The organism is Sandarakinorhabdus sp. AAP62 (genome assembly GCF_000331225.1).
In the GTDB taxonomy this organism is placed as follows: Bacteria; Pseudomonadota; Alphaproteobacteria; order Sphingomonadales; family Sphingomonadaceae; genus Sandarakinorhabdus.
In genome coordinates, this window is record NZ_ANFY01000007.1 from 98,135 (window position 1) to 120,232 (window position 22,098).

Annotated in this window: 21 protein-coding genes; 10 read left to right on the forward strand and 11 right to left on the reverse strand. The window is 65.9% G+C overall.

All coding sequences use genetic code 11. From position 1 onward, the window contains the following. Positions 1 to 41 precede the first annotated feature (41 nt). From D619_RS0106960 to D619_RS0106970, 3 genes are read right to left on the reverse strand one after another with little or no spacing between them, the layout of a single operon-like run. Positions 42 to 1,571: a DHA2 family efflux MFS transporter permease subunit gene (locus D619_RS0106960; RefSeq protein WP_017667854.1), complete on the reverse strand. Its 1,530-nt coding sequence runs from the start codon at positions 1,569 to 1,571 to the stop codon at positions 42 to 44. Then, positions 1,568 to 2,695, reverse strand: a complete 1,128-nt coding sequence (locus tag D619_RS0106965; RefSeq protein WP_017667855.1) for an HlyD family secretion protein — start codon at positions 2,693 to 2,695, stop codon at positions 1,568 to 1,570. Before D619_RS0106965 ends, D619_RS0106960 begins: the two co-directional genes overlap by 4 nt. After that, a complete protein-coding gene (locus tag D619_RS0106970) occupies positions 2,695 to 4,125 on the reverse strand; it encodes an efflux transporter outer membrane subunit (protein ID WP_017667856.1) in 1,431 nt (476 codons plus the stop codon). The genes D619_RS0106965 and D619_RS0106970 overlap by 1 nt, the downstream gene beginning before the upstream one ends. A 68-nt stretch (positions 4,126 to 4,193) precedes the next feature. Between D619_RS0106970 and D619_RS0106975 the strand changes: the two genes are divergently transcribed. Then, the gene (locus D619_RS0106975) at positions 4,194 to 4,832 is read left to right on the forward strand and encodes a TetR/AcrR family transcriptional regulator (protein WP_017667857.1); all 639 of its coding nucleotides are present in this window, start codon (positions 4,194 to 4,196) and stop codon (positions 4,830 to 4,832) included. On the opposite strand, the gene D619_RS0106980 is transcribed toward D619_RS0106975, so the two are convergent. Then, positions 4,833 to 5,294, reverse strand: coding sequence for an Lrp/AsnC family transcriptional regulator (locus tag D619_RS0106980; protein ID WP_017667858.1), 462 nt, complete (start codon positions 5,292 to 5,294; stop codon positions 4,833 to 4,835). Positions 5,295 to 5,473: 179 nt separating this feature from the next. Here D619_RS0106980 and D619_RS0106985 point away from each other — a divergent pair, with 179 nt between their 5' ends. Further along, on the forward strand, positions 5,474 to 6,583 hold the full coding sequence (locus tag D619_RS0106985) for a S41 family peptidase (RefSeq protein WP_017667859.1): 1,110 nt from the start codon (positions 5,474 to 5,476) through the stop codon (positions 6,581 to 6,583). Here D619_RS0106985 and D619_RS0106990 read toward each other — a convergent pair whose 3' ends face one another. Beyond that, on the reverse strand, positions 6,584 to 7,453 hold the full coding sequence (locus D619_RS0106990; RefSeq protein WP_017667860.1) for an alpha/beta hydrolase: 870 nt from the start codon (positions 7,451 to 7,453) through the stop codon (positions 6,584 to 6,586). 105 nt (positions 7,454 to 7,558) lie between these two features. Between D619_RS0106990 and D619_RS0106995 the strand changes: the two genes are divergently transcribed. Next, the gene (locus D619_RS0106995; protein WP_017667861.1) at positions 7,559 to 7,834 is read left to right on the forward strand and encodes a GlsB/YeaQ/YmgE family stress response membrane protein; all 276 of its coding nucleotides are present in this window, start codon (positions 7,559 to 7,561) and stop codon (positions 7,832 to 7,834) included. A gap of 1 nt (position 7,835) precedes the next feature. On the opposite strand, the gene phhA is transcribed toward D619_RS0106995, so the two are convergent. Then, positions 7,836 to 8,684 (reverse strand): phenylalanine 4-monooxygenase, encoded by an 849-nt coding sequence (gene phhA / locus D619_RS0107000; RefSeq protein WP_026090803.1) that lies wholly within the window; start codon positions 8,682 to 8,684, stop codon positions 7,836 to 7,838. Between the two features lie 94 nt (positions 8,685 to 8,778). Here phhA and D619_RS0107005 point away from each other — a divergent pair, with 94 nt between their 5' ends. Then, positions 8,779 to 10,281 (forward strand): hypothetical protein, encoded by a 1,503-nt coding sequence (locus D619_RS0107005; RefSeq protein WP_017667863.1) that lies wholly within the window; start codon positions 8,779 to 8,781, stop codon positions 10,279 to 10,281. A gap of 3 nt (positions 10,282 to 10,284) precedes the next feature. Here D619_RS0107005 and D619_RS0107010 read toward each other — a convergent pair whose 3' ends face one another. Together D619_RS0107010 and D619_RS0107015 are read right to left on the reverse strand one after the other, a co-directional pair. Continuing rightward, positions 10,285 to 11,109, reverse strand: a complete 825-nt coding sequence (locus D619_RS0107010; RefSeq protein WP_017667864.1) for an RNA methyltransferase — start codon at positions 11,107 to 11,109, stop codon at positions 10,285 to 10,287. 12 nt (positions 11,110 to 11,121) lie between these two features. Beyond that, positions 11,122 to 11,742: a DNA-3-methyladenine glycosylase gene (locus D619_RS0107015; protein ID WP_017667865.1), complete on the reverse strand. Its 621-nt coding sequence runs from the start codon at positions 11,740 to 11,742 to the stop codon at positions 11,122 to 11,124. A gap of 105 nt (positions 11,743 to 11,847) precedes the next feature. Here D619_RS0107015 and D619_RS0107020 point away from each other — a divergent pair, with 105 nt between their 5' ends. Together D619_RS0107020 and D619_RS0107025 are read left to right on the forward strand one after the other, a co-directional pair. Then, a complete protein-coding gene (locus D619_RS0107020) occupies positions 11,848 to 12,975 on the forward strand; it encodes a histidine kinase (protein WP_017667866.1) in 1,128 nt (375 codons plus the stop codon). 4 nt (positions 12,976 to 12,979) lie between these two features. After that, entirely contained in the window at positions 12,980 to 13,771 is a 792-nt protein-coding gene (locus D619_RS0107025) for a LytTR family DNA-binding domain-containing protein (protein WP_017667867.1), read from the forward strand. Here the strand turns inward: D619_RS0107025 and D619_RS0107030 are convergent. Together D619_RS0107030 and D619_RS0107035 are read right to left on the reverse strand one after the other, a co-directional pair. Further along, positions 13,768 to 14,907, reverse strand: a complete 1,140-nt coding sequence (locus D619_RS0107030) for an alpha/beta hydrolase (RefSeq protein ID WP_017667868.1) — start codon at positions 14,905 to 14,907, stop codon at positions 13,768 to 13,770. The two genes, D619_RS0107025 and D619_RS0107030, sit on opposite strands and share 4 nt — an antisense overlap. Continuing rightward, positions 14,904 to 15,422, reverse strand: a complete 519-nt coding sequence (locus tag D619_RS0107035) for a VOC family protein (protein WP_017667869.1) — start codon at positions 15,420 to 15,422, stop codon at positions 14,904 to 14,906. The genes D619_RS0107030 and D619_RS0107035 overlap by 4 nt, the downstream gene beginning before the upstream one ends. Before the next feature lie 137 nt (positions 15,423 to 15,559). Here D619_RS0107035 and D619_RS0107040 point away from each other — a divergent pair, with 137 nt between their 5' ends. After that, on the forward strand, positions 15,560 to 16,720 hold the full coding sequence (locus D619_RS0107040) for an FAD-dependent oxidoreductase (protein WP_026090804.1): 1,161 nt from the start codon (positions 15,560 to 15,562) through the stop codon (positions 16,718 to 16,720). Here the strand turns inward: D619_RS0107040 and ubiG are convergent. Beyond that, a complete protein-coding gene (ubiG, locus tag D619_RS0107045; RefSeq protein WP_017667871.1) occupies positions 16,717 to 17,451 on the reverse strand; it encodes a bifunctional 2-polyprenyl-6-hydroxyphenol methylase/3-demethylubiquinol 3-O-methyltransferase UbiG in 735 nt (244 codons plus the stop codon). The genes D619_RS0107040 and ubiG overlap by 4 nt on opposite strands. Before the next feature lie 103 nt (positions 17,452 to 17,554). Between ubiG and D619_RS0107050 the strand changes: the two genes are divergently transcribed. The 3 genes from D619_RS0107050 to ptsP are packed head-to-tail and all read left to right on the forward strand — an operon-like array spanning position 17,555 to position 22,073. Continuing rightward, positions 17,555 to 18,796, forward strand: a complete 1,242-nt coding sequence (locus tag D619_RS0107050; protein ID WP_017667872.1) for an aspartate kinase — start codon at positions 17,555 to 17,557, stop codon at positions 18,794 to 18,796. Next, complete coding sequence (locus D619_RS0107055; protein ID WP_017667873.1) at positions 18,793 to 19,812, forward strand: nitronate monooxygenase; 1,020 nt, start codon at positions 18,793 to 18,795, stop codon at positions 19,810 to 19,812. Before D619_RS0107050 ends, D619_RS0107055 begins: the two co-directional genes overlap by 4 nt. Continuing rightward, complete coding sequence (gene ptsP, locus D619_RS0107060) at positions 19,812 to 22,073, forward strand: phosphoenolpyruvate--protein phosphotransferase (protein ID WP_017667874.1); 2,262 nt, start codon at positions 19,812 to 19,814, stop codon at positions 22,071 to 22,073. The genes D619_RS0107055 and ptsP overlap by 1 nt, the downstream gene beginning before the upstream one ends. Positions 22,074 to 22,098 lie beyond the last annotated feature (25 nt).

The window sequence follows — 22,098 nt, forward strand, 5'->3', positions numbered from 1 at the left end:
CCCCGCTTTTCCTTCATGCTGGCAGGGCCAAGGTGTGAAGGTCAATGCCCGCCGCCAATTGCGCCGGTGATCTTCACCTTGGGGATCAGCCACACCAGCGCGGCGGCAAGGAAGAACAGCAGGGCCGTGCTGGCATAGATATGCAGATTGGCCAGCGTCGCCGCCTGCACCTCCAGCAGCCGATCGATGCTGGCGCGCGCCTGTTCCATGGAAAGTCCCGCGCCCTGCAGTTTGGCCATGGCGGCATCAACGCCGTTCATGCCGTCGGCCATGGCGGCACGCACCTGGCGCGAATCGGTGTCCCACTGGCTGGTGGCGATGGCGGTGCCGATCGCCCCGCACAGCACGCGACAGAAATTCTGGATGCCGGCGGCCGACACGCTTTCTTCCGGCTTCACGCTGGCCATCGCCAGGCTGGTGAGGCCGATGAAGAAGAACGGCATGCCCAGACCTGTCAGCAGGTGCGGCAACACCAGATCGAAATAGCTGCTGTCAGTCGACCAATTGGTGCGCCACGCCGCCATCAGGCCCAGCCAGACCACCCCGCAGGTAACCGTGAAGCGCGGATCAACGCGGGTGAGCAGCAGGCCGGCAATGGGGGCCACCAGCACCGAAAACACCCCGATCCACGCTACCGTGTAACCGGCCTGCGTCGCCGAATAGCCAAACACCGATTGCAGCCACAGCGGCGTAAGCACCACCACGGCAAAGAAGCTGCCAAAACCGATGCTGATCACCGAGGTCGCGGCCGCAAAGCCGCGGTGGCGGAAGATCTTCAGATCCACGATCGGATGATCATCGGTGAGTTCCCACACCACGAACACCGCCAGGGCAATCGCCGCGACGATGGCGAGCCCGATGATCTCGCGCGAGGCGAACCAATCCTGTTCCCGGCCGGTGTCGAGCATGATCTGGAAGGCGCCAACGCCGATCACCAGCAGCACGAAGCCGATGATGTCGATCGGCTGGCGCTGCAACGGCGTTTCAAAAACGCGCAGGCGCTGGAACACCACGAACAGGCAGATCGCCACCACCGGCAGGTTGATGAAGAAGATCCAGTGCCAGCTGACATTGTCCGAAATCAGCCCGCCCAGGATCGGCCCCAATATGGGCGCGGCCATGGTGGTCGCCGCCCACAGGCCGATGGCGGCGCCCTGCTTTTCCTTGGGAAAGATCTGCTGCAGGATCGCCTGGCTCAACGGCATGATCGGTCCGCCGGCAAAGCCCTGCGCGATGCGGAACAGCACCAGCGCTTCCAGGCTTTGCGACAGGCCGCAGAGCAGGGAAAACAGGCCAAATCCGAACAGCGAGATGCTGAACCAGCGCACCACGCCAAAGCGCAGCGCCAGCCAGCCGGCCAGCGGCACCGAAATGGCTTCGGCCACCGAGTAGCTGGTGACCACCCAGGTCCCCTGCGACGGCGCCACCGCCAGGCTGCCGGCGATGGAGGGGATGGAGACATTGGCGATGGTGATATCCAGCACCACCACGAAATTGGCCAGCGCCAGCGCCAGCGCCGTCAGCCACAGGCGCGCGCCGGTCAGCGGCTCCGGAGCGGCGGCGACTGTCATTGGCGCGTGTCGATCACCGCGGTCATTGAAAGGCCCACCCGCAGGGGATGCGCCTTCACCTGTGCCTCATCCAGCGCAATGCGCACCGGCAGGCGCTGCACCACCTTCACCCAGTTGCCGGTGGCATTTTGCGCCGGAATCAGCGCGAACGCCGCGCCGGTGCCGCCGGCCAGGCCAACCACGGTGCCGCTGTAGGTGACGTTGCCGCCATAAAGATCGGATTTCAGCTCGACCTTCTGGCCCACCTTGATGCGTTCCAGCTGGCTTTCCTTGAAATTGGCATCAACGAACAAGCCGGTGGTGGGCACCAGGGTCATCAGCGGCGCGCCGCCAGCGACGCGTTGGCCCACCTGCACGTTGCGGTTGGTGACAATGCCGGCGACCGGCGCCTTGATCACGGTGCGATCCAGATCGAGCTTCGCCTTGGCCAGCGCCGCTTCGGCCGCGCGGATATCGGGCGCGGTGGCAAGCGTCGTGCCGCGCACCATCGCGGCAGCGGCAGCAGCATCGCCGGCAGCCGATCGCGCCGTGTCCTGCGCGGCCGCCACCGCCGTGCGGGCTGCATCGCGCGTGGCCATCGCGGCGGCCAAGGCCGCGCGGGCAGCACCAATTTCCTCGTTCGATACTGCGCCACTGCCAGCCAACGTCTGGCGGCGATCAAATTCGCCCTTCACGCGCGCCAGCAGGGCTTCGGCTTCAGCCAAGCGGCTGCGTGCCGAGGCAATCTCGGCCGTGCGGCCAGCCGCCCGTGCCGCAGCCGCATCGGCCATGGCGCCGGCCTGGCCATAGCGCTGCCGCGCCTGCGCCAGCGCCGCTTCGGCCTGCGCCACGGCAATGCGCGCATCGGCATCATCCAGCACCACCAGCACGTCGCCAGCCTGCACTTGCTGGGTGCCGCCCACCTTGACCGCCGTCACCGTGCCGGCCAGTTGCGGCGTCACCAGCGCGGTGTCGCCGCCCACATAGGCGTTGTCGGTTTCGACCCGGCCGCGGGAGAAGATCACCCAGTACAGCCCGGCAAGCAGTGCGGCGATCACCACCACCCCGCCCAGCACCCGCAAGGCCCGCGCACGTTTCGGGTTGCCCGTATCGGCCGCAAATTCAGTGGTTGCCATGTCAGCCATCACTGGCCCTCCTGTTCCCGAAAGCCACCGCCCAGCGCGCGCACCAGCGCGACATCGGCGGCAAGGCGAAAGGCATCCACATCGGCCAGCGTGCGCCGGGCAGTGACCACGGCATCATCGGCGGTGAGCACCAGCAACTGGTTCGACAGCCCGGCATCATAGCGCAGCGCCGCCACGTTCCGCGCCCGCGTCGCTTCGGCCAGCCCTTGCGTGAGCGCCTCGCGCTGCAGGCCAAGCACTGTCACCGCGCCAGCGGCATCGGCCACTTCATTCAGAGCCCGCAGCAAGGCCGCATCATGCGCCGCCACCGCCGCCACCCGCGCCGCGCGGGCGCTGCGGGCTTCGGCGGCGCGGCGGCCACCATCCAGGATCGGCAGGCTCAGTGCCGGGCCGAACTGGGCATAAAGGCTGTTGCCTTCCAACAGCTTGCCAAAGCCCAGGCTCTGCTGGCCGATGGTGGCGTTCAGAGTCAGATTGGGCAGGAAGGCGCGGCCGGCCGCCATTTCACGCGCTCCGGCAGCTTCGGCGCGCAGGCGCGCGGCAACGATATCGGGCCGGCGCGCCACCAGATTGATGGAAACCGCTTCGGGCAGGCCGGGCGGCAGCGGCTTGATCTTGGGCGGGGTGATGCTGAACCCGCGATCCGGCCCCGCGCCCACCAGCAGCGCGAGCCGTCGCCGCGCCGCCGTGACCTGGCTGGCGGCGGCTGCCAGATCGCTTTGCGCCAGCGCCAGCCGGGTCGCGGCCTGGGCGCGGGCGCCGTCATTGTCCAGCCCGGCGGTCACACGATTGGCGGTCAGGTCCAGCGTCTGCTGGCGAATGGCCAGCGCCTCGCGGGTCACGGCCAGCCGATCCAGCGCGGCGCCGAAATCGGCATAGGCCGCCGCCACGCTGGCAGCCAGGAAAAGCCTTGCCTGCGTGCGTTCCACCGCCACCGCTTCGGCCTCGCGCCGGGCGGCGCGCAACTGGGCCCGGCCCTGCCCCCACAGATCGAGATTCCAGCCCGCCTGCAGATTGATCAGGCCCGATTCAAGCACGCCCGGCGGCACGAACTGTGGCGGAATGCCGAGATTGCGGGAAAGTTGCTGGCCACCCAGGCTGGCATTGCCAGTGAGCGACGGCAACAGTGTCGCCCGGCTCTGGCGCGCGGCGGCATCAGCGGCGACCACACGGGCTTCGGCAGCGGCCATGTCGGGATTGCCAGCCAGCGCCTCGGCCACCAACGCGTTCAGCTGCGGGTCACCCCAGGCCTGCCACCAATCCGTCGCCGGCCAATCGACTGCGCCCTTCGCGGCCAGGGTGACCGTGCTGGCCGCCGTTGCCGGCGCGCGCACCATCGGTGCCGCACCCAGCTTGGGCGGCACAGCACAGGCGCACAACGCCAGAATGGGCGCCAGAGCGGGGATCAACAGGAATGTCTTGCGATGCACGGGCGACTCAAGCGATACTGGTCAGTACAAGGAGGGTTTGAGCCGTGCTCAGCGCTGCGTCAAGTGAATTGATACCGGATGGTACAGAACAGGATGCCGCACCGGCAGACAGTCGTCGCCAAGCCTATATCGCCGCGGCCCAGCGCCTGTTCTTTGCCCATGGCTATGGCGCCACCTCGATGAATGCCATCGCCGCTGCCGTAGGCGGCAGCAAGACGACCCTGTGGACCTTGTTCCCATCAAAACTGGCGTTGTTCGAAGCGGTGGTAGAAGGCATCGTGCGCGATTATGGCGCTGCGCTCACCGTTGATCTCGATGGTGCCCCCGATGTCGAAACCGGGCTGGTGCGCATGGGCGATTCGATCATGGAAACCATCCTGTCGGAACAGGTGACCGGCATTCATCGGCTGGTAATGGGCGAAGCCGGCCGCGTGCCGGAACTGGGCCGGGCGATGTTCGAACGCGGCCCCGGCCCCGGCATGGCGCGCTTTGCCGCCTGGCTGGCAGGGCAGATGCTGGCCGGCACCTTGAAGCCCGGTGATCCGGCTGTGGCTGCCCAGCAATTTGCCGGCATGTGCCGTGCCGGCGTGGTGGACAGGCACCTGATGGGCATGGTCAGCCCCGACGACGTGGCGCAGGGTCGGCGCGAAGTGCGGGCGGCGGCGGCCACCTTCATGGCCGCATGGGGCGCAGCGCCGACCGGCTGATCAATCGGCCAGCGGCGCCGCCGTGGTGAATTTCAGCGCCTTCTTCACAAACGCGGTTTCATAGCGCCGCACGACCGGATTGCCGGCGAGATGACCATCGGCAAATTCATTGAAGGCCGGCATATCGGCCACACTGACCAGCAGCACCAGATCACTGGGGCCGGAGATTTCGAGGCAGAGCTGCACCTGGGGCAGCCCCGCCAGCCCTGCCCGAAGCGCCGCCAGCCCGGCTGCAGGCGCATGATCGTGCAGTTGCACGGTCACCAGCGCGCGCAGCCGGCGGCCAAGATGCTGTTCCGACAGCACGGCGCGGGTGGCAGCGACCGTGCCATCGCTGCGCAGACGGCGCACACGGCGGGCAATGGCCGATGGCGACAGCGGCACCACTTCGGCCAGTGTATCGGCGGTGGCCAGGCCGTCCTGCTGGAGACATTCGAGGAGCGCGCGATCAAACTGGTCCATGCGATGCCTTTACCGCACAATGGCTTCGTGCATGCCAGAATTTGGCAAGCATAGTCGAAACTTTGCCAGCACAAGGCGGCAGGCCCAGCATACAACCCCGGCTATCCCCCTGCCAAGCCAAAGGATCGCCCCCGATGCCGCCGATTCCCACCCGTGCCAGAAAATCGCAAGCGTTTGCCATGGCCAGCCTGATCGGGTTGCTGTTGGCCTGTATCGCCGGCCTGGCCAGTACCAGCGCGACCGCCGAAACCGCAGCGGCCACGCCACGCGACACTGCCGCCCTGACCGACACGCTGGCGCGGGAGTTGACCGACTATTTCGTCTTCCCCGATGTCGCCCAGCGCTATGCCGCCGCCATTCGCGCCCGGCAGGCCGCCGGAGCCTATGCCGCCATCAGCGATCCGGCAGCACTGGCAGCCGCACTGACCGCCGATCTGCAGGCGGTGGCAAAGGATGGCCATTTGCGCGTGTTCCCGCCTCAGCCAGCAGCGGCGGCTGCCGGGCCGGCGCCGGGCGGCCGCCCGGTCGTGGTGACGGGGCCGGCAACGGCCGGCAGCAGCGGCGGGCCGCCGCCCGGTGCCATGATGCTCAGGCTGCCACCGGCGATTCCGGCCAGCGGCTGGCTGGCCGACGGCGTCGCCTATATCCGTTTCGATGGTTTCCCGGGCGATCCCGAGACGCTGGCCAGGCTGAACCAGTTCATCACCACCCATGCCGGCGCGCGGGCATTGATCATCGATGCCCGCGCCCATCGCGGTGGCGGCCTCGAAGAGATGGACGTACTTTATCCCCATCTGTTCACGCAGCCCGCCCGGCTGGCGATGATGGACACCCGCGCCGCCGTGGAAGCTGCGGGCGCCGCGCCCGTGAAGGATGGGCCGTACCTGCTGCGCCAGCCCTCTGAAGCCGGCATCGTGCGCCGCCTGCATGTCGCCAAGCCGGCCGACAAGCCGCTGCTGGGCGATGCCAAGGTCTATCTGCTCACCTCCCGCCGCACCGGATCGGCCGGCGAGCATCTGGCCATGACCCTGAAACGCACCCACCGCGCCACGCTGATTGGCGAGGCCACCTATGGTGCCGCGCATTATGGCGGCCAGATCGATCTGCCTGGCGGCTTCTGGGCCTTTGTGCCGGGCGGCCGCAGCTATGATCCCGATACGGGCAAGAGCTGGGAAGGCACTGGTGTCGCCCCCGATGTGCCGGTGCCGGCCGCCGACGCGCTGAACAAGGCGCTGGAACTGGCCGGCGTCGACCCGGCCCAGCGCCGCCCGCTGGCTGGCGTCAGCTGATCAGAGGAAGGCCCGCAGTTCGGCGATGAAGCGATCGAACTGATCATGGTGCAGCCAGTGGCCCGCGTTGGCAAAATTGATGACGCGGGCGCTCTGGAAATGGGCGATGCGGCCATCGTCGACCGGGTTCGATGCCCAGCTTTTCTCACCATACATCAGCAGCGTCGGGCAGGTGATGCGGCGCCACAGCTGGGCAACCAATTCCGGATTGGTGTCGTGCGCCCACGGCAGGTGCAAATAATTGTCGAACTTCCAGCTGTAGCTGCCATCCTCGTTGCGGTGGGTGCCGTGGATGGTGAGGTGGCGAGCCTGTTCTTCGGACAGGAAGCTGTTTTCCGAAATCATGCGCGCGAACGCCTCTTCCAGCGTCGCATAGCGCTTGGGCTGACGGGCAGCGGCGGCGCGCTTGGCTTCGATCCATTCGCGCTCGCGGGTGGCAAAATCGCTCTTCTGGCGTTCGGCCAGCATCTTGGGTGATGGGCCCAGGCCTTCGATGGCCACCAACTTCTTCACCAGCTCGGGATAAAGGCCGGCATAGCGCAGCGCGATATTGCCGCCCATCGAATGGGCCACGATGGTGACCGGCGCCAGTTTGAGCTGATGCACTAGCTGCGCCAGATCATAGACATGGGCATGGGTGTTGTAATCGCCATCGCCCGACCAGGCCGAATCGCCGTGGCCGCGCCAATCGGGCGCGATGATGTGCCAATCGCGCTGCAGTTCGCGCGCCGTCCAGTCCCAGCTGCGGGCATGGTCGCGGCCACCGTGCAGCAACAGCAGCGGCGGCGCGTCTGGATTGCCCCAGTCGCAATAATGCAGCCGCATGCGCTGCGAAATGAAGCTGTGCGAGGTGGGGCCGAGATCGATCATTTCCGCCCTTTGCCATGATGGCAGGGAACAGACCAGTGTTTGGGGCGTTAGAACCAATTCCAGAAATCAGCGTGGTGACCGGCGGCCATCCAGAGGCAATTCATCATGGGTTGGATCGAGGCATTGATCGTGGGCGGCCTTGCGGGATGGCTGGCCAGCATGGTGATGAACCGCGACAACAGCATGGGGCTGTTCCTCAATATCGTCGTCGGTTGCGTTGGTTCCGGATTGGGCAATCTGCTGCTCAACCCGTTCGGCATTGCCGGGCCCGTGCAGAATTTCTCCCTGACCGGTCTGCTGGTGGCGGTTGTCGGCGACGTCGTGCTGCTCGCCATCGTGAATCTGGTGCGGCGCAGCAGCGTTCGCTGGCTCTGGCGCTGAATCAGACGGGCTGGCAGGCACCCGCGGCGTGGCTCTGGTCACCGCGGGTGAACACCATATCTTCGGGCAGGATCGCGGCGATGGGGATGTCCTCAGCGCCGGCCAACCGCTGATAGAGCGGGCCGAAATCCGTCTCTAGCGTCACCCGCAGCAGCTGGTCGAAACTGTCGATGACGAAGTAATTCTGCTGGAAATCGTCGATCCGGTACGGCGTCTTCAGCACCCGCTCCAGCGTCCAGCCGAGGCGGTTGGGGCTGGCGCTGTCCAACGCGAACAATGTTTCGCCATGGCTGGAAACAATGCCGGCGCCATAGATGGCGAGGCCCTCATCTGAGCGGATCAGGCCGAATTCCACCGTGTACCAATAGAGCCGCGAGAGCCGGTTGATGGCATCAAACTCCAGCGCCCGAAGACCGCCGCGGCCATAGGCCTGCATGTAATCCGCGAACGCCGGATGGGCGAGCAGCGGCACATGGCCGAACACGTCGTGGAACACGTCCGGTTCCTGCAGATAATCCAGTTGGTCGGGCCGGCGGATGAAATTGCCAGCCGGAAAGCGCCGATTGGCGAGATGTTCGAAGAACACCGCATCCGGCACCAGGCCGGGCACCGCCACCACCTGCCAGCCGGTCAGCACCATCAGCTGATCGTTCAGCCGGGCAAAATCCGGCACGCCGGGCCGGGTCAGGTCGAGGCGCTTCAATCCATCGAGAAACTCTGGCGCCACCCTGCCAGGCAACAGCCTTGTCTGGCGGTCGAACAGATGGTCCCAAACGCGGTGATCAGTGGAGGTGAAATGGCTCCAGTCCTGGGGGATGGTCCAGTCGGGTGAAGGGGCAAGCGTGCTCACCCCGCGATTGTAGCAGGGGTGCGGCAGCCCCGCGAGTGCTTCCCGACAGCAGCGCCAGCCTGTATCACCATGCAGCAATTTGCGGGGAACCATCATGTCGCTGCCAGCCGAACGCACGCCGGTCATCATCGGGGTCGGCGAAATTCTCGATCGGCCTGCCGATCCGGCCCTGGCGCTGGAGCCACTGGCGCTGATGGAAGCGGCGGTGCGTGCCGCCGATGCCGATGCCGGCGGCGGGTTTCTGGACCGCATCGACAGCCTCGACGTGATCAACCTGGTTTCGTGGCGCTACGACCGTGTCGCCGCGCGGCTGGCGGAGCGGCTGGGCATCGTGCCGCCGCGCGCCGTCTATGCCGTGGTCGGCGGCGAAACGCCGACAACCAAGATCCACGAAGCCGCGCTGCGCATCATGAACGGCAACAGCGTGGTCGCGGTGATTACCGGCGGCGAAGCGCAGAATGCCGTGGCCAAGGCCAAGGCCGCCGGCATCGAATTGCCGTGGACAACGCCTTCCAAGACGCCGGAAAATCCGATCATCCCGTCCGAACACGTCACCCCGCTGGGCATGCAGCATGGCATTTTCCAGCCAATCCATATCTACCCGCTCTATGAAAATGCCACGGTCGCTGCCTGGGGCCTGACCCCGCGCGAAGCCCTTGCCGAAAGCGGCGCCGCCTATGAGCGGATCAGCGCCGTTGCAGCTGCAAACCCGTTTGCCTGGGCCCGCAAGGCCTTCAGCGCCGATGAGATCACGCAAGTTTCCGACGACAACCGCATGATCTGCTGGCCCTATACCAAGCGCATGGTGGCCAACAACAATGTCAACGCCGCCGCCGCGGTGCTGATGACGACGCTGGCCGCCGCCCGCGCTGCCGGCATCCCGGAAGACCGTATCATCCACGTCCACGGCGGCGCGGCCGCCGGTGAGCCCATGGATTACCTCAAGCGCGATCAATATGTGCACAGCTGCGCCCAGGATGCCGTGCTGGGCCAGGCGATGCGGATTGCCCCGAACGGCTTTGACCGGGTGGAGCTCTATTCCTGCTTCCCCACCGTGCCGAAAATGGCGCGGCGCACACTGGGACTGGGCGCGGATGCCCCGCTGTCGGTGATGGGCGGGCTCAGCTTCGCCGGTGCCGGCCTCAATTGCTACATGCTGCACTCCACCTGCGCGATGGTGCGGTCATTGCGCGACCGGCCCGCCGATCAGGCGCTGCTCTATGGCCAGGGCGGCTATGTCACCAAGCATCACGCCCTGGTGATCGGCAACCGCCCCGCCGAAGCCGCCTGGCTGATGCTGAACAAGGACGTGCAGGACGTCGCCGAAGACGCGCGGGCCGACGTGCCGCCCTATGATGGCAGCTATGCCGGCCCGACCAGCCTTGAAACCTACAGCATCGTCTTTGGCCGCGAAGGCCAGCCCAGCCATGGCAGCGTCGTCGGCCGCACGCCCGATGGCGCGCGCGTGTTCGGCAAGATCGATGTTGCCGACACGCAAGCCGTCGCGACCTTGCTCAGCCTCGATGCCCACCCCATCGGCCTGCCAGGCCAGGTGCGCGTGGGCGAGGACGGCTTGCAGCGCTGGGCCTTTGACTGAGGCTCAGGCCTGCAGCCGATCGAGTGCGTGGTAGAGCAACACGCCAGCGCACACCGCCACGTTCAAGCTGTCGGCGCTGCCGTGCATCGGCAGCTTCACCACGGCATCGCACTGCGCGGTGTAATCGGTGGGAAGGCCGGCCTGTTCATTGCCCATCATCAGGAAACAGGGCGCCAGATAAACCGCCGCGCGATAATCGACTGCCTGATCAGTGAGGGCCGCGCCCACGAGCTGGCCCGATGTTTCCCTTGGCCCCTGCCGCAGCCACTGGAAGAATTCCGGGCCTGAGGCGCGCGCCACCTGGCGGCTGAACAGCGCCCCCATGCTGGCGCGTACCGCCTCCACGCTGAACGGATCGCAGGACTGGTCGAGCAGGATGACGCCGCCCGCCCCCGTGGCATCGCAGGTGCGCAGCATCGTGCCGAAATTGCCGGGGTCCTTGAGGTTCTCGGCGACCAGCCACAGCTTCGCGGTGCTGCGGTCGATGCGGTCCAGTGAAACGTCGGGGATGGGATAGGCGGCAGCCACGGCTTGGGCATTGTCCTTGCCGGTCAGCCGCTGCATCAGATCGGGAGTGGTGCGCAGGATGGTGCCGCGCAGATCCCACGTCGCGTGGATCAACGCCTGGGTCAGCGGATGACGTTCGGCTTCAGGCGTGAACAGCAACGTTTCGGGCACAATGCCCGCCTCGAGCGCTTCGGTACACACACGCAAGCCTTCGGCCAGGAACTGTCCCGCCTCGCGCCGTCCGCGCTTGTCGGACAAGGCCTTGAGGGCCTTGAGCACCGGGTTGGACGGCGAGGAAATGTCGGTGATGCGCGGTTGCATCAGCTGCCCATATCAGAGCGCGACAATATTGTAATTGTGCCAGAGCAGGATGGACAGCGCACCGCGATGCGGGCGCATCGGTTCGGCCAAAGCCCGTGCGCGCTTCTCGGTCGGCCGGGCTTCCTCACCCAACATGCGGCCCAACTGGATCTGCAAGGCCAGATCACCCGCCGGGAACACATCGGGCCGGCCTTCGGCGAACAGCAGGTAGATCTCCGCCGACCAGCGGCCGATGCCCTTGATCGACGACAGCAACGCAATCGCGGCCTCATCCTCATCCGGCAGCGCGCCGAAATCGATCTGGCCGCTCGCCACGGCCTCGGCCAGCGCGTGGACATAGCTGGCCTTCTGCCCGGACAGCCCGGCGCCACGCAGCACCTCGAACGGTGTCGCCGCAACGCGCGCCAGATCATCCATGTCGCCGCCGCAGGCCGCTTCCAGCTTGTTCCAGATGCTGGCCGCCGCCTTGGTGCTCACCTGTTGGGCCACGATCGCCCGCATCATCGTACCGGCGCCGCGTGGCCGCAAACGAGGCTCGGGCAGGCCATGGCTGGCCAGCGCTGCGGCCACCGGCGGATGATCGGCGGCCAGCGCGTGCAGACAGCTGTGCAATTGTTCGACGGAAAGTCCCATGTGTGCCAGCCTAGCCGGCGCGTGGCTGGCTGACCAGCCGGGCCAATGGTGACGTCCGGAAACCGCCAATTTGGCCTTTTGGTCCCATGCCGCTATGGTGCCCGCATGGTTGATCCACCCATCCGCCAGGGCTTTTTCCGCGACAAGAACCGCGCCTTCTGGATGTTGCAGGGCGGCGGCTGGTTCGCCTATCTGATGTTGCGCGCCCTGTCGGGGCTGGCCAATTCCATGGGCCTCAACTTCGTGGTGCCGGCCATCATCGTCACCGCCACCGGCTTTTCGATCACCCTGCTGCTGTCCGCCGCCTATCGCCGGCTGATCGCCATGAAGCCGCTGTGGACCTGGACGCTCACCGCCCTGCTGCTGATCGGCGCTTCGGGCCTGTTCTCGGTGCTGGAAGTGTGGGCGCACGCCACCTTCTATCAGCCGGGGTGGCAGCCCAAGGGGGTGCAGTTCCTCGGCGCCATCCTGCTCGATTTCGCCGTGCTCGGCGCGTGGACGGCGCTTTATTTCGGCATCAACTATTATCTGCTGCTGGCCGAACAATCGGAACGCATGGTCAACATGGCGGCGCAGGCCAACAGCGCCCAGCTGGAAATGCTGCGTTACCAGTTGAACCCGCATTTCCTGTTCAACACGCTCAACAGCATATCGACCCTGGTGCTGCTGAAACAGACCGACCGCGCCAACGCCATGCTGTCCCGCCTCGCCAGCTTCCTGCGCTACAGCCTGGTGGGCGAACGCGAGGGCCTGGCGACGGTGGCGCAGGAGGCCGAGGCGCTGAAGCTGTATCTGGATATCGAACGCACCCGCTTCGAAGCCCGGCTGCGCACCCGATTTGACATCGCGCCCGACGTGATGGAGGCGCGGTTGCCGTCGCTGCTGCTGCAACCGATCATCGAGAATGCCATCAAATATGCTGTCACACCTTCTGAAGATGGAGCAGACATCCTGGTGGATGCGCGCCGCATGAGCGACCGGCTGGTGATCACCATCGCCGATACCGGGCCGGGCCTGGGCGCCGTGCCGGCCGAAGCGGGCGGCACCAACGTTGGCCTGGCCAATATCCGCGAGCGGCTGGCGCAAAGCTATGGCCCCGATCATCGCTTCGAGCTGGCCGATAATGAACCCAGCGGCCTGATCGTGCTGATCGACATTCCGTTCCAGACCGACAATCCGGCACAGCCTGTCGCGCCGCCGGTTGCAACCCCCGCCCTTGCCCCCCAGATGTAGCCCCATGACCATTCGCACCATACTCGTCGACGACGAGCCGCTGGCGATCCAGGGGCTGGAGCTGCGGCTGCAGCCATTCGAGGATGTCGAGATCATCGAACGCTGCGCCAACGGACGTGAGGCGATCCGTGCCATCCGCACGCTGAAGCCCGATCTGGTGTTCCTGGATATCCAGATGCCGGGGTTCGATGGTTTTTCCGTGGTTTCCGGCCTTGCCGATATCGATCCGCCGCTGTTCGTGTTCGTCACGGCCTTCACCCAGCATGCGCTGAAGGCCTTTGAAGCGCAGGCGGTGGATTATCTGCTGAAGCCGGTGGAGGAAGACCGGCTGGCCGCCACCATCGAACGCGTGCGCCAGCGCCTGGCCGAAAAGCAGGGCGCGCAGGGCGCCGAGCGGTTGAAGGAAATCCTTTCCGAAGTCGCCCCCGAAGCCTTGCCCGACGATCTTTCCGATGCACCGCAGGCCGGCCGGTTCGAAAAGGTGATCAACATCAAGGATCGCGGCCAGATCTTCCGGGTGGAAGTGAAGGATATCGAGCGTATCGACGCCGCCGGCGATTATATGTGCATCTACACCGCCGATCAGACCCTGGTGCTGCGCGAAACGATGAAGGATCTGGAAAAGCGGCTTGATCCCAAGACCTTCCAGCGCATCCACCGTTCCACCATCGTCAACCTCGACAATATCAAGAGCGTGAAACCGCACACCAACGGCGAATGTTTCCTGGTGCTGGGCAGCGGCACGCAAGTGAAGGTCTCGCGCTCCTATCGCGACGTGGTGGCGCGCTTCCTTTAAAGCGCCCGCCCCAACCAATCCGTCACGATGCCGGCAGCCTGTTTCAGATGCTCCGGCTGGAACGCATAATAATGGGTCGCGCCCTTCACTTCGTGCAGCTCGCGCGACGTGGCGTTTTCCACGCAGTCGTACAATCGCTGCGTATGGCTGGGCGTGCAGGCATCGTCTGCCGTGTTGCCCACCACCAGCACCGGCAGCCGGATGCGGTGGCCGACTTTCAGGGAGCAGGCGTTGGATTTGAGGCTCCACTGCGACAGCCAGGAGCGCAGCGTGGTGAAGCGGCCAAGCCCGCCAGGTGAATCGTTGATCAGGCGCGGATCGCCCAGATAACAGCGGCCGGGCGTGCGGTCGTTCGCGTCGACCGCGGGATCGAGCCAGCAGGGTGCGGCCATGGTGCCATGCACGATGAAGGCGCGTTCGGCGTGCGGGCCTTCGCGGGACTTGAGGTTCGCCAGTGTCGCTTCCGCCCACGCCGTGATGCGGTTCGACCGCGCCACCTGCCGCGCCGCATATTCGGCGAGGAAGTCCGCGCTGTAGGGCGGCTGCGGACAGGCCGGATCGTAGAGATTCCATTTCTGATCGCGCACCGGGCCGCTTTCGTCGATCACCGATGCATCCATCCACTCGGTCAGCGTCTGGCTGCGCGACACGTGCGCGGCCAGCAGCATGATGCCATCGACCGGCGGCAGCTTGGCCTCCGCCATCGGGAAGGGATCGCCCGCCGGGGTGTGCGTCACCTGCGGGTCAGACGCCTCGGCCTGATAGAATAGCGCCAGGCTGCCGCCGCCCGACCAGCCGGCCAGCACGACCTTCGAATAGCCGAGAACATCCCGGCAATGCGCCACCCAGCGGCCGAGATCGACCGCCACTTTCTCCATGATCAACGCATTGTCGTTGTTGGGATAACGCGACACTGCGGTGAGCACGTGCACCCCGGCATCGGCCAGCGCCGGCGGCAGCGGCAGATAATGCATGATGCCCATCGGATGCATGAAGATCACGATCGTATCGGATGGCGTCTCGGGCTTCAGGTGGTGCGCCTGCAATGCCACCACGCCATCGATGCCGCCATAGGTGTCACGCAGGCCTACCGCCTCGCGAAAGGCAATCAGCAGCGGCAGGCGCTGGTAGCTCATGCGGCTTTTCCTTCGGCCGCCTTGCGCGCGCTCCACGCCTTGATGATGGCATGGGCGGTCTTGGCATCTTCGGCCAGGATCGCATCGTGTGTGGGCACCCGCGCGGTGATTTCCAAAGGCAAGCCGTTCGGATCGGAAAAATACACCGATTTCACAAAGCCATGATCAATCGGCCCGAAGCAGGGCACGCCCGCCGCATTCAGCTTGTCGCGCCAGTCCAGCAGCTTCACCTCGTCGTCGGCCTCGAAGGCCACATGCCGGTCAAAGCCATGCACCAGATTGAAATCGCCCTCCTTCACGGTGCCCGGCGCATCGAAAAAGGCGATGAAATTGCCATCGGGCATGCGGAAGAACAGATGCACGAACGGATTGGGCCGGCCCGAACCCGGCTCCTTTTCTTCCTGCACCACCGCTTCCAGCGGCAGGCCCAGCACATCTTCATAAAAAGCCCGCGTTTCCTCGGCGTCGCGGCAGCGATAGGCGCTGTGGTGAATGCCCTTCAGTGGCGTCGTCATGGCGAACTCCTCCCTTGCTTTTGAGCCTGACACAGGCACGCTCTGTCGCCAAGCCTGCCGCAAATGGGCGGGGCAGGGTTGCAGAGGCTGTCGCCGCGCCAGTAATTCTGATCAGGCGACGCACGGGGGATGGCGGAATGATCGACAGACGAACAGCCTTGCAAACAACGGGTTGGGGCCTGCTTGGCCTGGCCAGCGCACCCGCACTGGCCCAGACCGCCTTTGCCCCGCGCACCCCCATCGTGCCGATCAATGCGCAGGCAGATCGGCTGATGCGCATCACCGTGTGCCTGCGCCCGTTCCGCGCTGCGGGCCCGCGCATCGAGGTGGAGCGCATCGCCGGCCGCCAAGTGATCCACCATTATGGCCATGGCGGCAGCGGCTGGTCGCTGAGCTGGGGTTCCGCCATGCAGGCCGTGCCGCTGGCGCTGCAGGCTGGTGCACGCGAGGTGGCGGTGGTTGGCGCCGGTGCCATCGGGCTGACCACGGCGCTGACAGCGCAGCGCATGGGCCTGAAAGTGGTGATCTATGCCGCCGAACGCTTCCCCGATGTGCGCTCCAACCGCGCCACCGGCACCTGGTCACCGTTCAGCCGCGTCGCCATGGAAAAGGCCGTGGACCCCGGCTTTGCCGCGCGCTGGGAGGTGATGGCGCGGCGCAGCTGGGCAATGCACCAGCATTATCTGGGCCGCGCCGGCACGCCGGTGGAATTTCTGGAACGCTTCGTGCTGTTCGATGCGCCGCCTGGCGGCGTTGACCACGCGATCAGCCTGCCGGGCGGCGGCACCGACATGTTCGTCAATTACGAGGAGCGCCTGGCCGATATCACCCCGCGCAACGAACCGCTCGGCCGCGATCAGCACCCCTTCCCGGTGCCGATCGCCCGCCGCAACGTCGCGATGAATTTCAACGTTTCAGCCCTGTCCAGCACGCTGGAGCAGGAATTCATGGCTGCAGGCGGCCGCTTCGAGCCGATGACCCTGGCCAGCCCCCGCGATTTTGCGCGCATCAAGGAGCGGGTGATCTTCAACTGCACCGGCTATGGCGCTCGTGCGTTGATGGGCGACACCAGCATCATCCCGGTGCGCGGCCAGATTGCCTGGCTGCCGCCGCAGCCGGAGGTGCGCTATGGCGTCTATTACCGCAACATCGGAGTCACGCCGCGCGCCGATGGCATCGTGGTCCAGAATGTTGGCGCCACAGAAGCGTTCGGCTTCAACGATGCCAATGAAACGCCCGATCCTGACGCTGCGCGGGCGTCGGTGGAGGTGATCGCCAGCCTGTTCCGGGCGGTTTAGGCCTTGGTGGCAGCGAGGAAATAATTCACCGACACGTCGCTACCGATGTGGAAACCCTTGCCCGGCCGCCACGACAGGCCGGCGGGTTCGGCGGGCGTCAAGCCGGCGTGGCTGAGCGCTTCGGCCAGTTCGGCGGGCGTGAAGAAACGGTTCCAGTCGTGGGCACCCTTGGGGATGGTGCGGGTGATATGCTCCGCCCCGGCAATGACCACGGCCCAGCTTGCCGGCGTGCGGTTCGGCGTGGAAAACACGGCAAGGCCACCGGGCTTGAGCAGGCTGGCCAGCGCGGCGAAGAAAGCATCGCGCCCCGCCACATGCTCGACGACTTCGAGGCAGGTGATGAAATCAACCTGCGCGCCCGTCGCAGCCAGATCCTCCACGGCGATGCACTGATAATCGATGCGCAACCCGCCGGCTTCGGCATGCGCCTTGGCGGCTTCGATATTCTCCGGCGCGGCATCAATCGCGCTGGTGGCAGCGCCCATGCGGGCCAGCGGCTCTGCCATCAGGCCGGCACCGCAGCCAACATCCAGCGCGGTGAGGCCCGCCAGTGGCCGGCGGCTCTTCGCATCCAGCCCGAAATGCGCCAGCGCCAGGCCACGGATATGGGCGACGCGCACCGGCGTGATGCGGTGGAGCATGGCGGACGTGCCCTTGGGATTCCACCATTCGGCCGCCAGCTTGCCGAAGAAGGCGGCTTCGTCAGGATTGATGCTGGCAGCTGCTGACATTTTCTTTCCTGAGCCTCGCCTAGGGGTTTCTTGCCATTGCCCGCCCACATTCCTATCAGGCAAGGGCAATAGTGAAGCACCCTCATAAAGGAAGTTGCCGGCAATGGCCCGGATCGTGATGAAATTCGGTGGCACCTCGATGGCGGGGACGGAGCGGATTCGCAACGTCGCCGCCCGGGTGAAACGTGAAGTGGATGCCGGCAACGAAGTGGCCGTGGTGGTTTCCGCCATGTCGGGCGAGACGGACCGGCTGGTCGGTTATTGCCGCGAAGCCTCGCCGCTGGCCGATCCGGCCGAATATGACGTGGTGGTGGCCGCTGGTGAGCAGATCACCTCCGGGCTGCTGGCCATCACCCTGCAATCGCTGGGCGTGAAGGCGCGCAGCTGGCTGGGCTGGCAATTGCCGATCAAGACCAGCAATGCCCACAGCGTGGCCCGCATCGAGGATATCGAGACGGCCGCCATCCTGGCCAGCATGGCGGCGGGCGAAGTGGCGGTGGTGCCGGGTTTCCAGGGGCTGACGGCGGATGATCGGGTGACGACTCTGGGCCGCGGTGGTTCCGACACGTCGGCGGTAGCACTGGCCGCCGCGCTGAAGGCCGATCGCTGCGACATCTATACCGATGTGGACGGCGTTTACACGACCGATCCGCGCATCGTGCCGCGCGCCCGCAAACTGCACCGCATCACCTATGAAGAAATGCTGGAACTGGCCAGCGTGGGCGCCAAGGTGTTGCAGACGCGGTCGGTCGAACTGGCCATGAAGGAAAAGGTTGTGGTGCAGGTGCTGTCGAGCTTCTCCGACGCGCCCGGCACGCTGGTGGTGGATGAGGATGACGAGATGGAACAGGAACTGATCGCCGGCATCGTGGCCGATCGCAACGAAGCGAAAGTCACCGTGGTGGGCGTGCCCGACAAGCCGGGCGTGGTGGCCGGCATCTTCGGCCCGCTGGCCGATGCCAACATCAATGTGGACATGATCGTGCAGAACATCGCCAAGGATGAAGGCACCACCGACGTGACCTTCACCGTGCCGCGCGCGCAGTTACCGGCATCGATGGACGTGCTGGAAAAGGCCAAGGGCACCATCGGCTTCACCAGCCTGATCGCCGATGATGATGTGGCCAAGATCAGCGTGGTCGGCGTTGGCATGAAGAGCCACGCCGGGGTTGCCGCCACCATGTTCCGCGCGCTGGCCAGCCGCGGCATCAACATCCAGGCCATCACCACCTCGGAAATCAAGGTGAGCGTGCTCATCCCGCAGGATTATGTCGAACTTGCCGTGCGCGTGCTGCATACGGCTTATGGGCTGGATGGCCCGGTGGCTGGAGACGTTGAAGCGTGAGCAATACCCCGCATCTCGACGCCGCTTCCGCCAAGGGCCGCGCATTCCTTGGCACAAGTCACGCCATCATGGCCGGCGCGATGACCTGGGTTTCGGAACGCCATCTGGTGTCCGCCATTTCCAACGCCGGCGGATTCGGCGTGCTGGCCTGCGGGGCGATGCCGCCGGCCATTCTTGAGGCGGAGATCATCGCGACACGGGCGCTGACCGACAAGCCGTTCGGGGTGAATTTGATCACCTTGCACCCGCAGCTGGATGAACTCATCGATATCTGCGGGCGCCAGAATGTTTCGCATGTCGTGCTGGCGGGCGGGCTGCCGTCGGGCGCGGCGATTGCCAAGATCAAGGGTTATGGTGCCAAGCTGATGTGCTTTGCACCGACGGCGGCGCTGGCGAAGAAGCTGGTGCGGTCGGGCGTGGATGCCATCATCATCGAAGGTTCGGAAGCGGGTGGGCATATTGGCCCGGTCAGCCTCACCGTGTTGGCGCAGGAAATCCTACCCGTGATCACCGATGTGCCGGTGTTCGTCGCCGGCGGCATCGGGCGCGGCAATGCGATTGCGGCCTATCTGGAAATGGGCGCTTCGGGCGTGCAGCTGGGCACCCGCTTTGCCGCGGCCGCCGAAAGCGTTGCGCACGAGAAGTTCAAGGCCGCCTTCGTGCGCGCCTCGGCGCGCGATGCGCTTTCCAGCGTGCAGATCGATCCGCGCCTGCCGGTGATCCCGGTGCGCGCCCTGAAGAATGCCGGCAGCGAAGCCTTCAACGAGCGCCAGCGCGAAGTTGCCGCCGCCGTTGATCGCGGCGAGATGGACCTGGCCGCCGGGCAATTGGCCATCGAACATTATTGGGCCGGCGCCCTGCGCCGTGCGGTGGTGGAAGGCGATGTGGAGGGCGGCAGCCTGATGGCCGGGCAATCGGTGGGCATGGTGACCAAGGTGCAGCCGGTGGCCGAGATCATCGACGAACTCACCCAAGAGGCCGAAGCCGCGCTCAGTCGGGCCAGACAGGCCGCCTGATGGCCCAGGTCAACGCCGCCCGCGAAATCCTGCGCCGCCTGCACGATGTGATGGCCGGCAAGGCGGCGGCGCAGGTGAAGCTGAACCAGGTGGTGAAGCTGGTGGCTGCCGAACTGGGCAGCGAGGTCGCTTCCATCTACCTGCTGCGCGATGGCGTGCTGGAACTGTTTGCGACGCAAGGCCTGGCGCAATCGGCCGTGCATGTGACACGGCTTTCCATGGGCCAGGGCCTGGTCGGCAATATTGCCGCCCGCCGCGAACCGCTGGCGCTGGCCGAGGCCAAGGCCCATCCCGATTTCGCCTATCGCCCGGAAACCGGCGAGGATGATTTCCACAGTTTCTGCGGCGTGCCGATCCTGCGCCGCGAAGCCGCCATCGGCGTGCTGGCCGTGCAGCACCGCGAACCGCGTAACTATGCCGAGGTGGAAATCGAAGCGCTGCAGACGGTGGGCATGGTGCTTTCGGAACTGATCCACGGCGCCGGGCTGGTGGATGATGCCCAGGCCGCCCGCATGCGCGCGGCAAACTCGGGGCCAACGCGGTTGAACGGCCTGAAGCTGGTTGATGGCCTCGCCCGCGGCGTGGCGGTGTTTCACCAGCCGCGCGTGGTGGTGGAACACACGGTGGCCGATGATGTGGACGCCGAACGCGTGCGGCTGGTCGATGCCTTTGCCCGCATGCGCACCCAGATCGACGACATGATGGGCCGATCCGAATTCGTGGCCGGCACCGATCACCACGAGATCCTCGAGACCTACAAGATGTTTGCCTATGATGAAGGCTGGGCGCGGCGCATCAACGAGGCGATCGAAACTGGCCTCACCGCCGAAGCCGCCGTGGAGCGCGTGCAGTCGCGCAACCGGCTGCGCATGCGCTCCATCGACGATCCCTATCTGAAGGAACGGCTCACCGATCTTGACGATCTCGCCAACCGGCTGCTGCGCATATTGTCGGGCCAGTTGGGCACGGCGGCGCAGATGGGCATCACCGGCGATGCCATATTGATCGCCCGCAATCTGGGCCCCGCCGAACTGCTGGAGTACGACAAGCGCCACCTGAAGGGCGTGGTGCTGGAAGAAGGCAGCCTTACCGCGCACGTCATAATCGTGGCCCGCGCCATGGGCGTGCCCGTCCTTGGCCGCGTCGATCAGCTTTTTGCCAACGTGAATGACGGCGATGAACTGATTGTCGATGCCGGGAACAATGCGTTGCTGATCCGGCCGACGGCGGCCACGATCAAATCCTATCAGGCGATGCGGGCGCTGAAGGCACGCCAGGCCGAACAATGGGCCAAGGTGCGCGACCTGCCCGCCATTTCGAAGGACGGCCGCCAGATCACCCTCTACATGAATGCCGGCCTGCTCGATGATGCCGTCGCCATCCCGCTGGCCGGCGCCGATGGCATCGGCCTGTTCCGCACCGAATTCCAGTTCCTGGTTTCGGCCACCCTGCCCCGCCGCGAGCGCCAGCAGAGCCTGTATCGCGGCGTGCTCGAAGCCGCTGGCGACAAGCCGGTGGTGTTCCGCACCGTCGATATCGGCGGGGACAAGGCGGTGCCCTATATCGACGGCGACGAGGAAGACGAGAATCCGGCGATGGGCTGGCGGGCGCTGCGCCTCGCACTCGGCCGCTCCGGCCTGATGAAGGTGCAGGCCCGCGCCTTGCTGGAAGCCGCCGCGGGGCGCGCATTAAATGTGATGTTCCCGATGGTTTCCGAACCCTGGGAATTTGCCGAAGCCCGCGCGCTGATGGAACAGCAGCGCGAACGACTGGCCAGGAGCGGCCGCCCGGTGCCATCCGAGATCCATTATGGCGCCATGATCGAAGTGCCGGCCCTGATCGAGCAGCTCGACGTGCTGCTGCCGATGACCGATTTCGTTTCCATCGGCACCAACGACCTCACGCAGTTCCTGTTCGCGGCCGATCGCGCCAACCCGCGCCTTGCCGATCGCTATGACTGGCTGTCCCCCGCCATCCTGCGCGTCATCCGCCGCGTGGTGTGCGCCGCGGCCCTGCATGATGTGCCGGTTACCGTGTGCGGGGAAATGGGCGGCCGTCCGCTGGAGGCGCTGGCATTGATTGCGCTGGGTGTCGAGCGCCTGTCCATCACGCCGGCCGGCATTGGGCCGATCAAGGCGATGATCCGCTCGGCAACGCTGGAGCCGCTGTCGGATTCGATGCAGGACTGGCTGGCGCAGCCGGGGGTGAACATCCGCGCCGAACTGTCGACCGCGGCGAAGCGGCAGGGGCTGAGCTTCTAGGGCACGGCCGGCAGCAGAGCTGGCC

Bases quoted from the DNA above. Each gene is read 5' to 3' on its own strand.
- D619_RS0107020 (WP_017667866.1), top strand. From the start codon at position 11,848: ATGGTTGATCCACCCATCCGCCAGGGCTTTTTCCGCGACAAGAACCGC.
- D619_RS0106965 (WP_017667855.1), bottom strand. From the start codon at position 2,695: ATGGCTGACATGGCAACCACTGAATTTGCGGCCGATACGGGCAACCCG.
- D619_RS0107035 (WP_017667869.1), bottom strand. From the start codon at position 15,422: ATGACGACGCCACTGAAGGGCATTCACCACAGCGCCTATCGCTGCCGC.
- D619_RS0106960 (WP_017667854.1), bottom strand. From the start codon at position 1,571: ATGACAGTCGCCGCCGCTCCGGAGCCGCTGACCGGCGCGCGCCTGTGG.
- D619_RS0107030 (WP_017667868.1), bottom strand. From the start codon at position 14,907: ATGAGCTACCAGCGCCTGCCGCTGCTGATTGCCTTTCGCGAGGCGGTA.
- D619_RS0107015 (WP_017667865.1), bottom strand. From the start codon at position 11,742: ATGGGACTTTCCGTCGAACAATTGCACAGCTGTCTGCACGCGCTGGCC.
- D619_RS0107025 (WP_017667867.1), top strand. From the start codon at position 12,980: ATGACCATTCGCACCATACTCGTCGACGACGAGCCGCTGGCGATCCAG.
- D619_RS0106990 (WP_017667860.1), bottom strand. From the start codon at position 7,453: ATGATCGATCTCGGCCCCACCTCGCACAGCTTCATTTCGCAGCGCATG.
- D619_RS0106980 (WP_017667858.1), bottom strand. From the start codon at position 5,294: ATGGACCAGTTTGATCGCGCGCTCCTCGAATGTCTCCAGCAGGACGGC.
- D619_RS0107050 (WP_017667872.1), top strand. From the start codon at position 17,555: ATGGCCCGGATCGTGATGAAATTCGGTGGCACCTCGATGGCGGGGACG.
- ptsP (WP_017667874.1), top strand. From the start codon at position 19,812: ATGGCCCAGGTCAACGCCGCCCGCGAAATCCTGCGCCGCCTGCACGAT.
- D619_RS0107005 (WP_017667863.1), top strand. From the start codon at position 8,779: ATGTCGCTGCCAGCCGAACGCACGCCGGTCATCATCGGGGTCGGCGAA.
- D619_RS0106995 (WP_017667861.1), top strand. From the start codon at position 7,559: ATGGGTTGGATCGAGGCATTGATCGTGGGCGGCCTTGCGGGATGGCTG.
- D619_RS0107010 (WP_017667864.1), bottom strand. From the start codon at position 11,109: ATGCAACCGCGCATCACCGACATTTCCTCGCCGTCCAACCCGGTGCTC.
- D619_RS0106985 (WP_017667859.1), top strand. From the start codon at position 5,474: ATGGCCAGCCTGATCGGGTTGCTGTTGGCCTGTATCGCCGGCCTGGCC.
- D619_RS0107040 (WP_026090804.1), top strand. From the start codon at position 15,560: ATGATCGACAGACGAACAGCCTTGCAAACAACGGGTTGGGGCCTGCTT.
- ubiG (WP_017667871.1), bottom strand. From the start codon at position 17,451: ATGTCAGCAGCTGCCAGCATCAATCCTGACGAAGCCGCCTTCTTCGGC.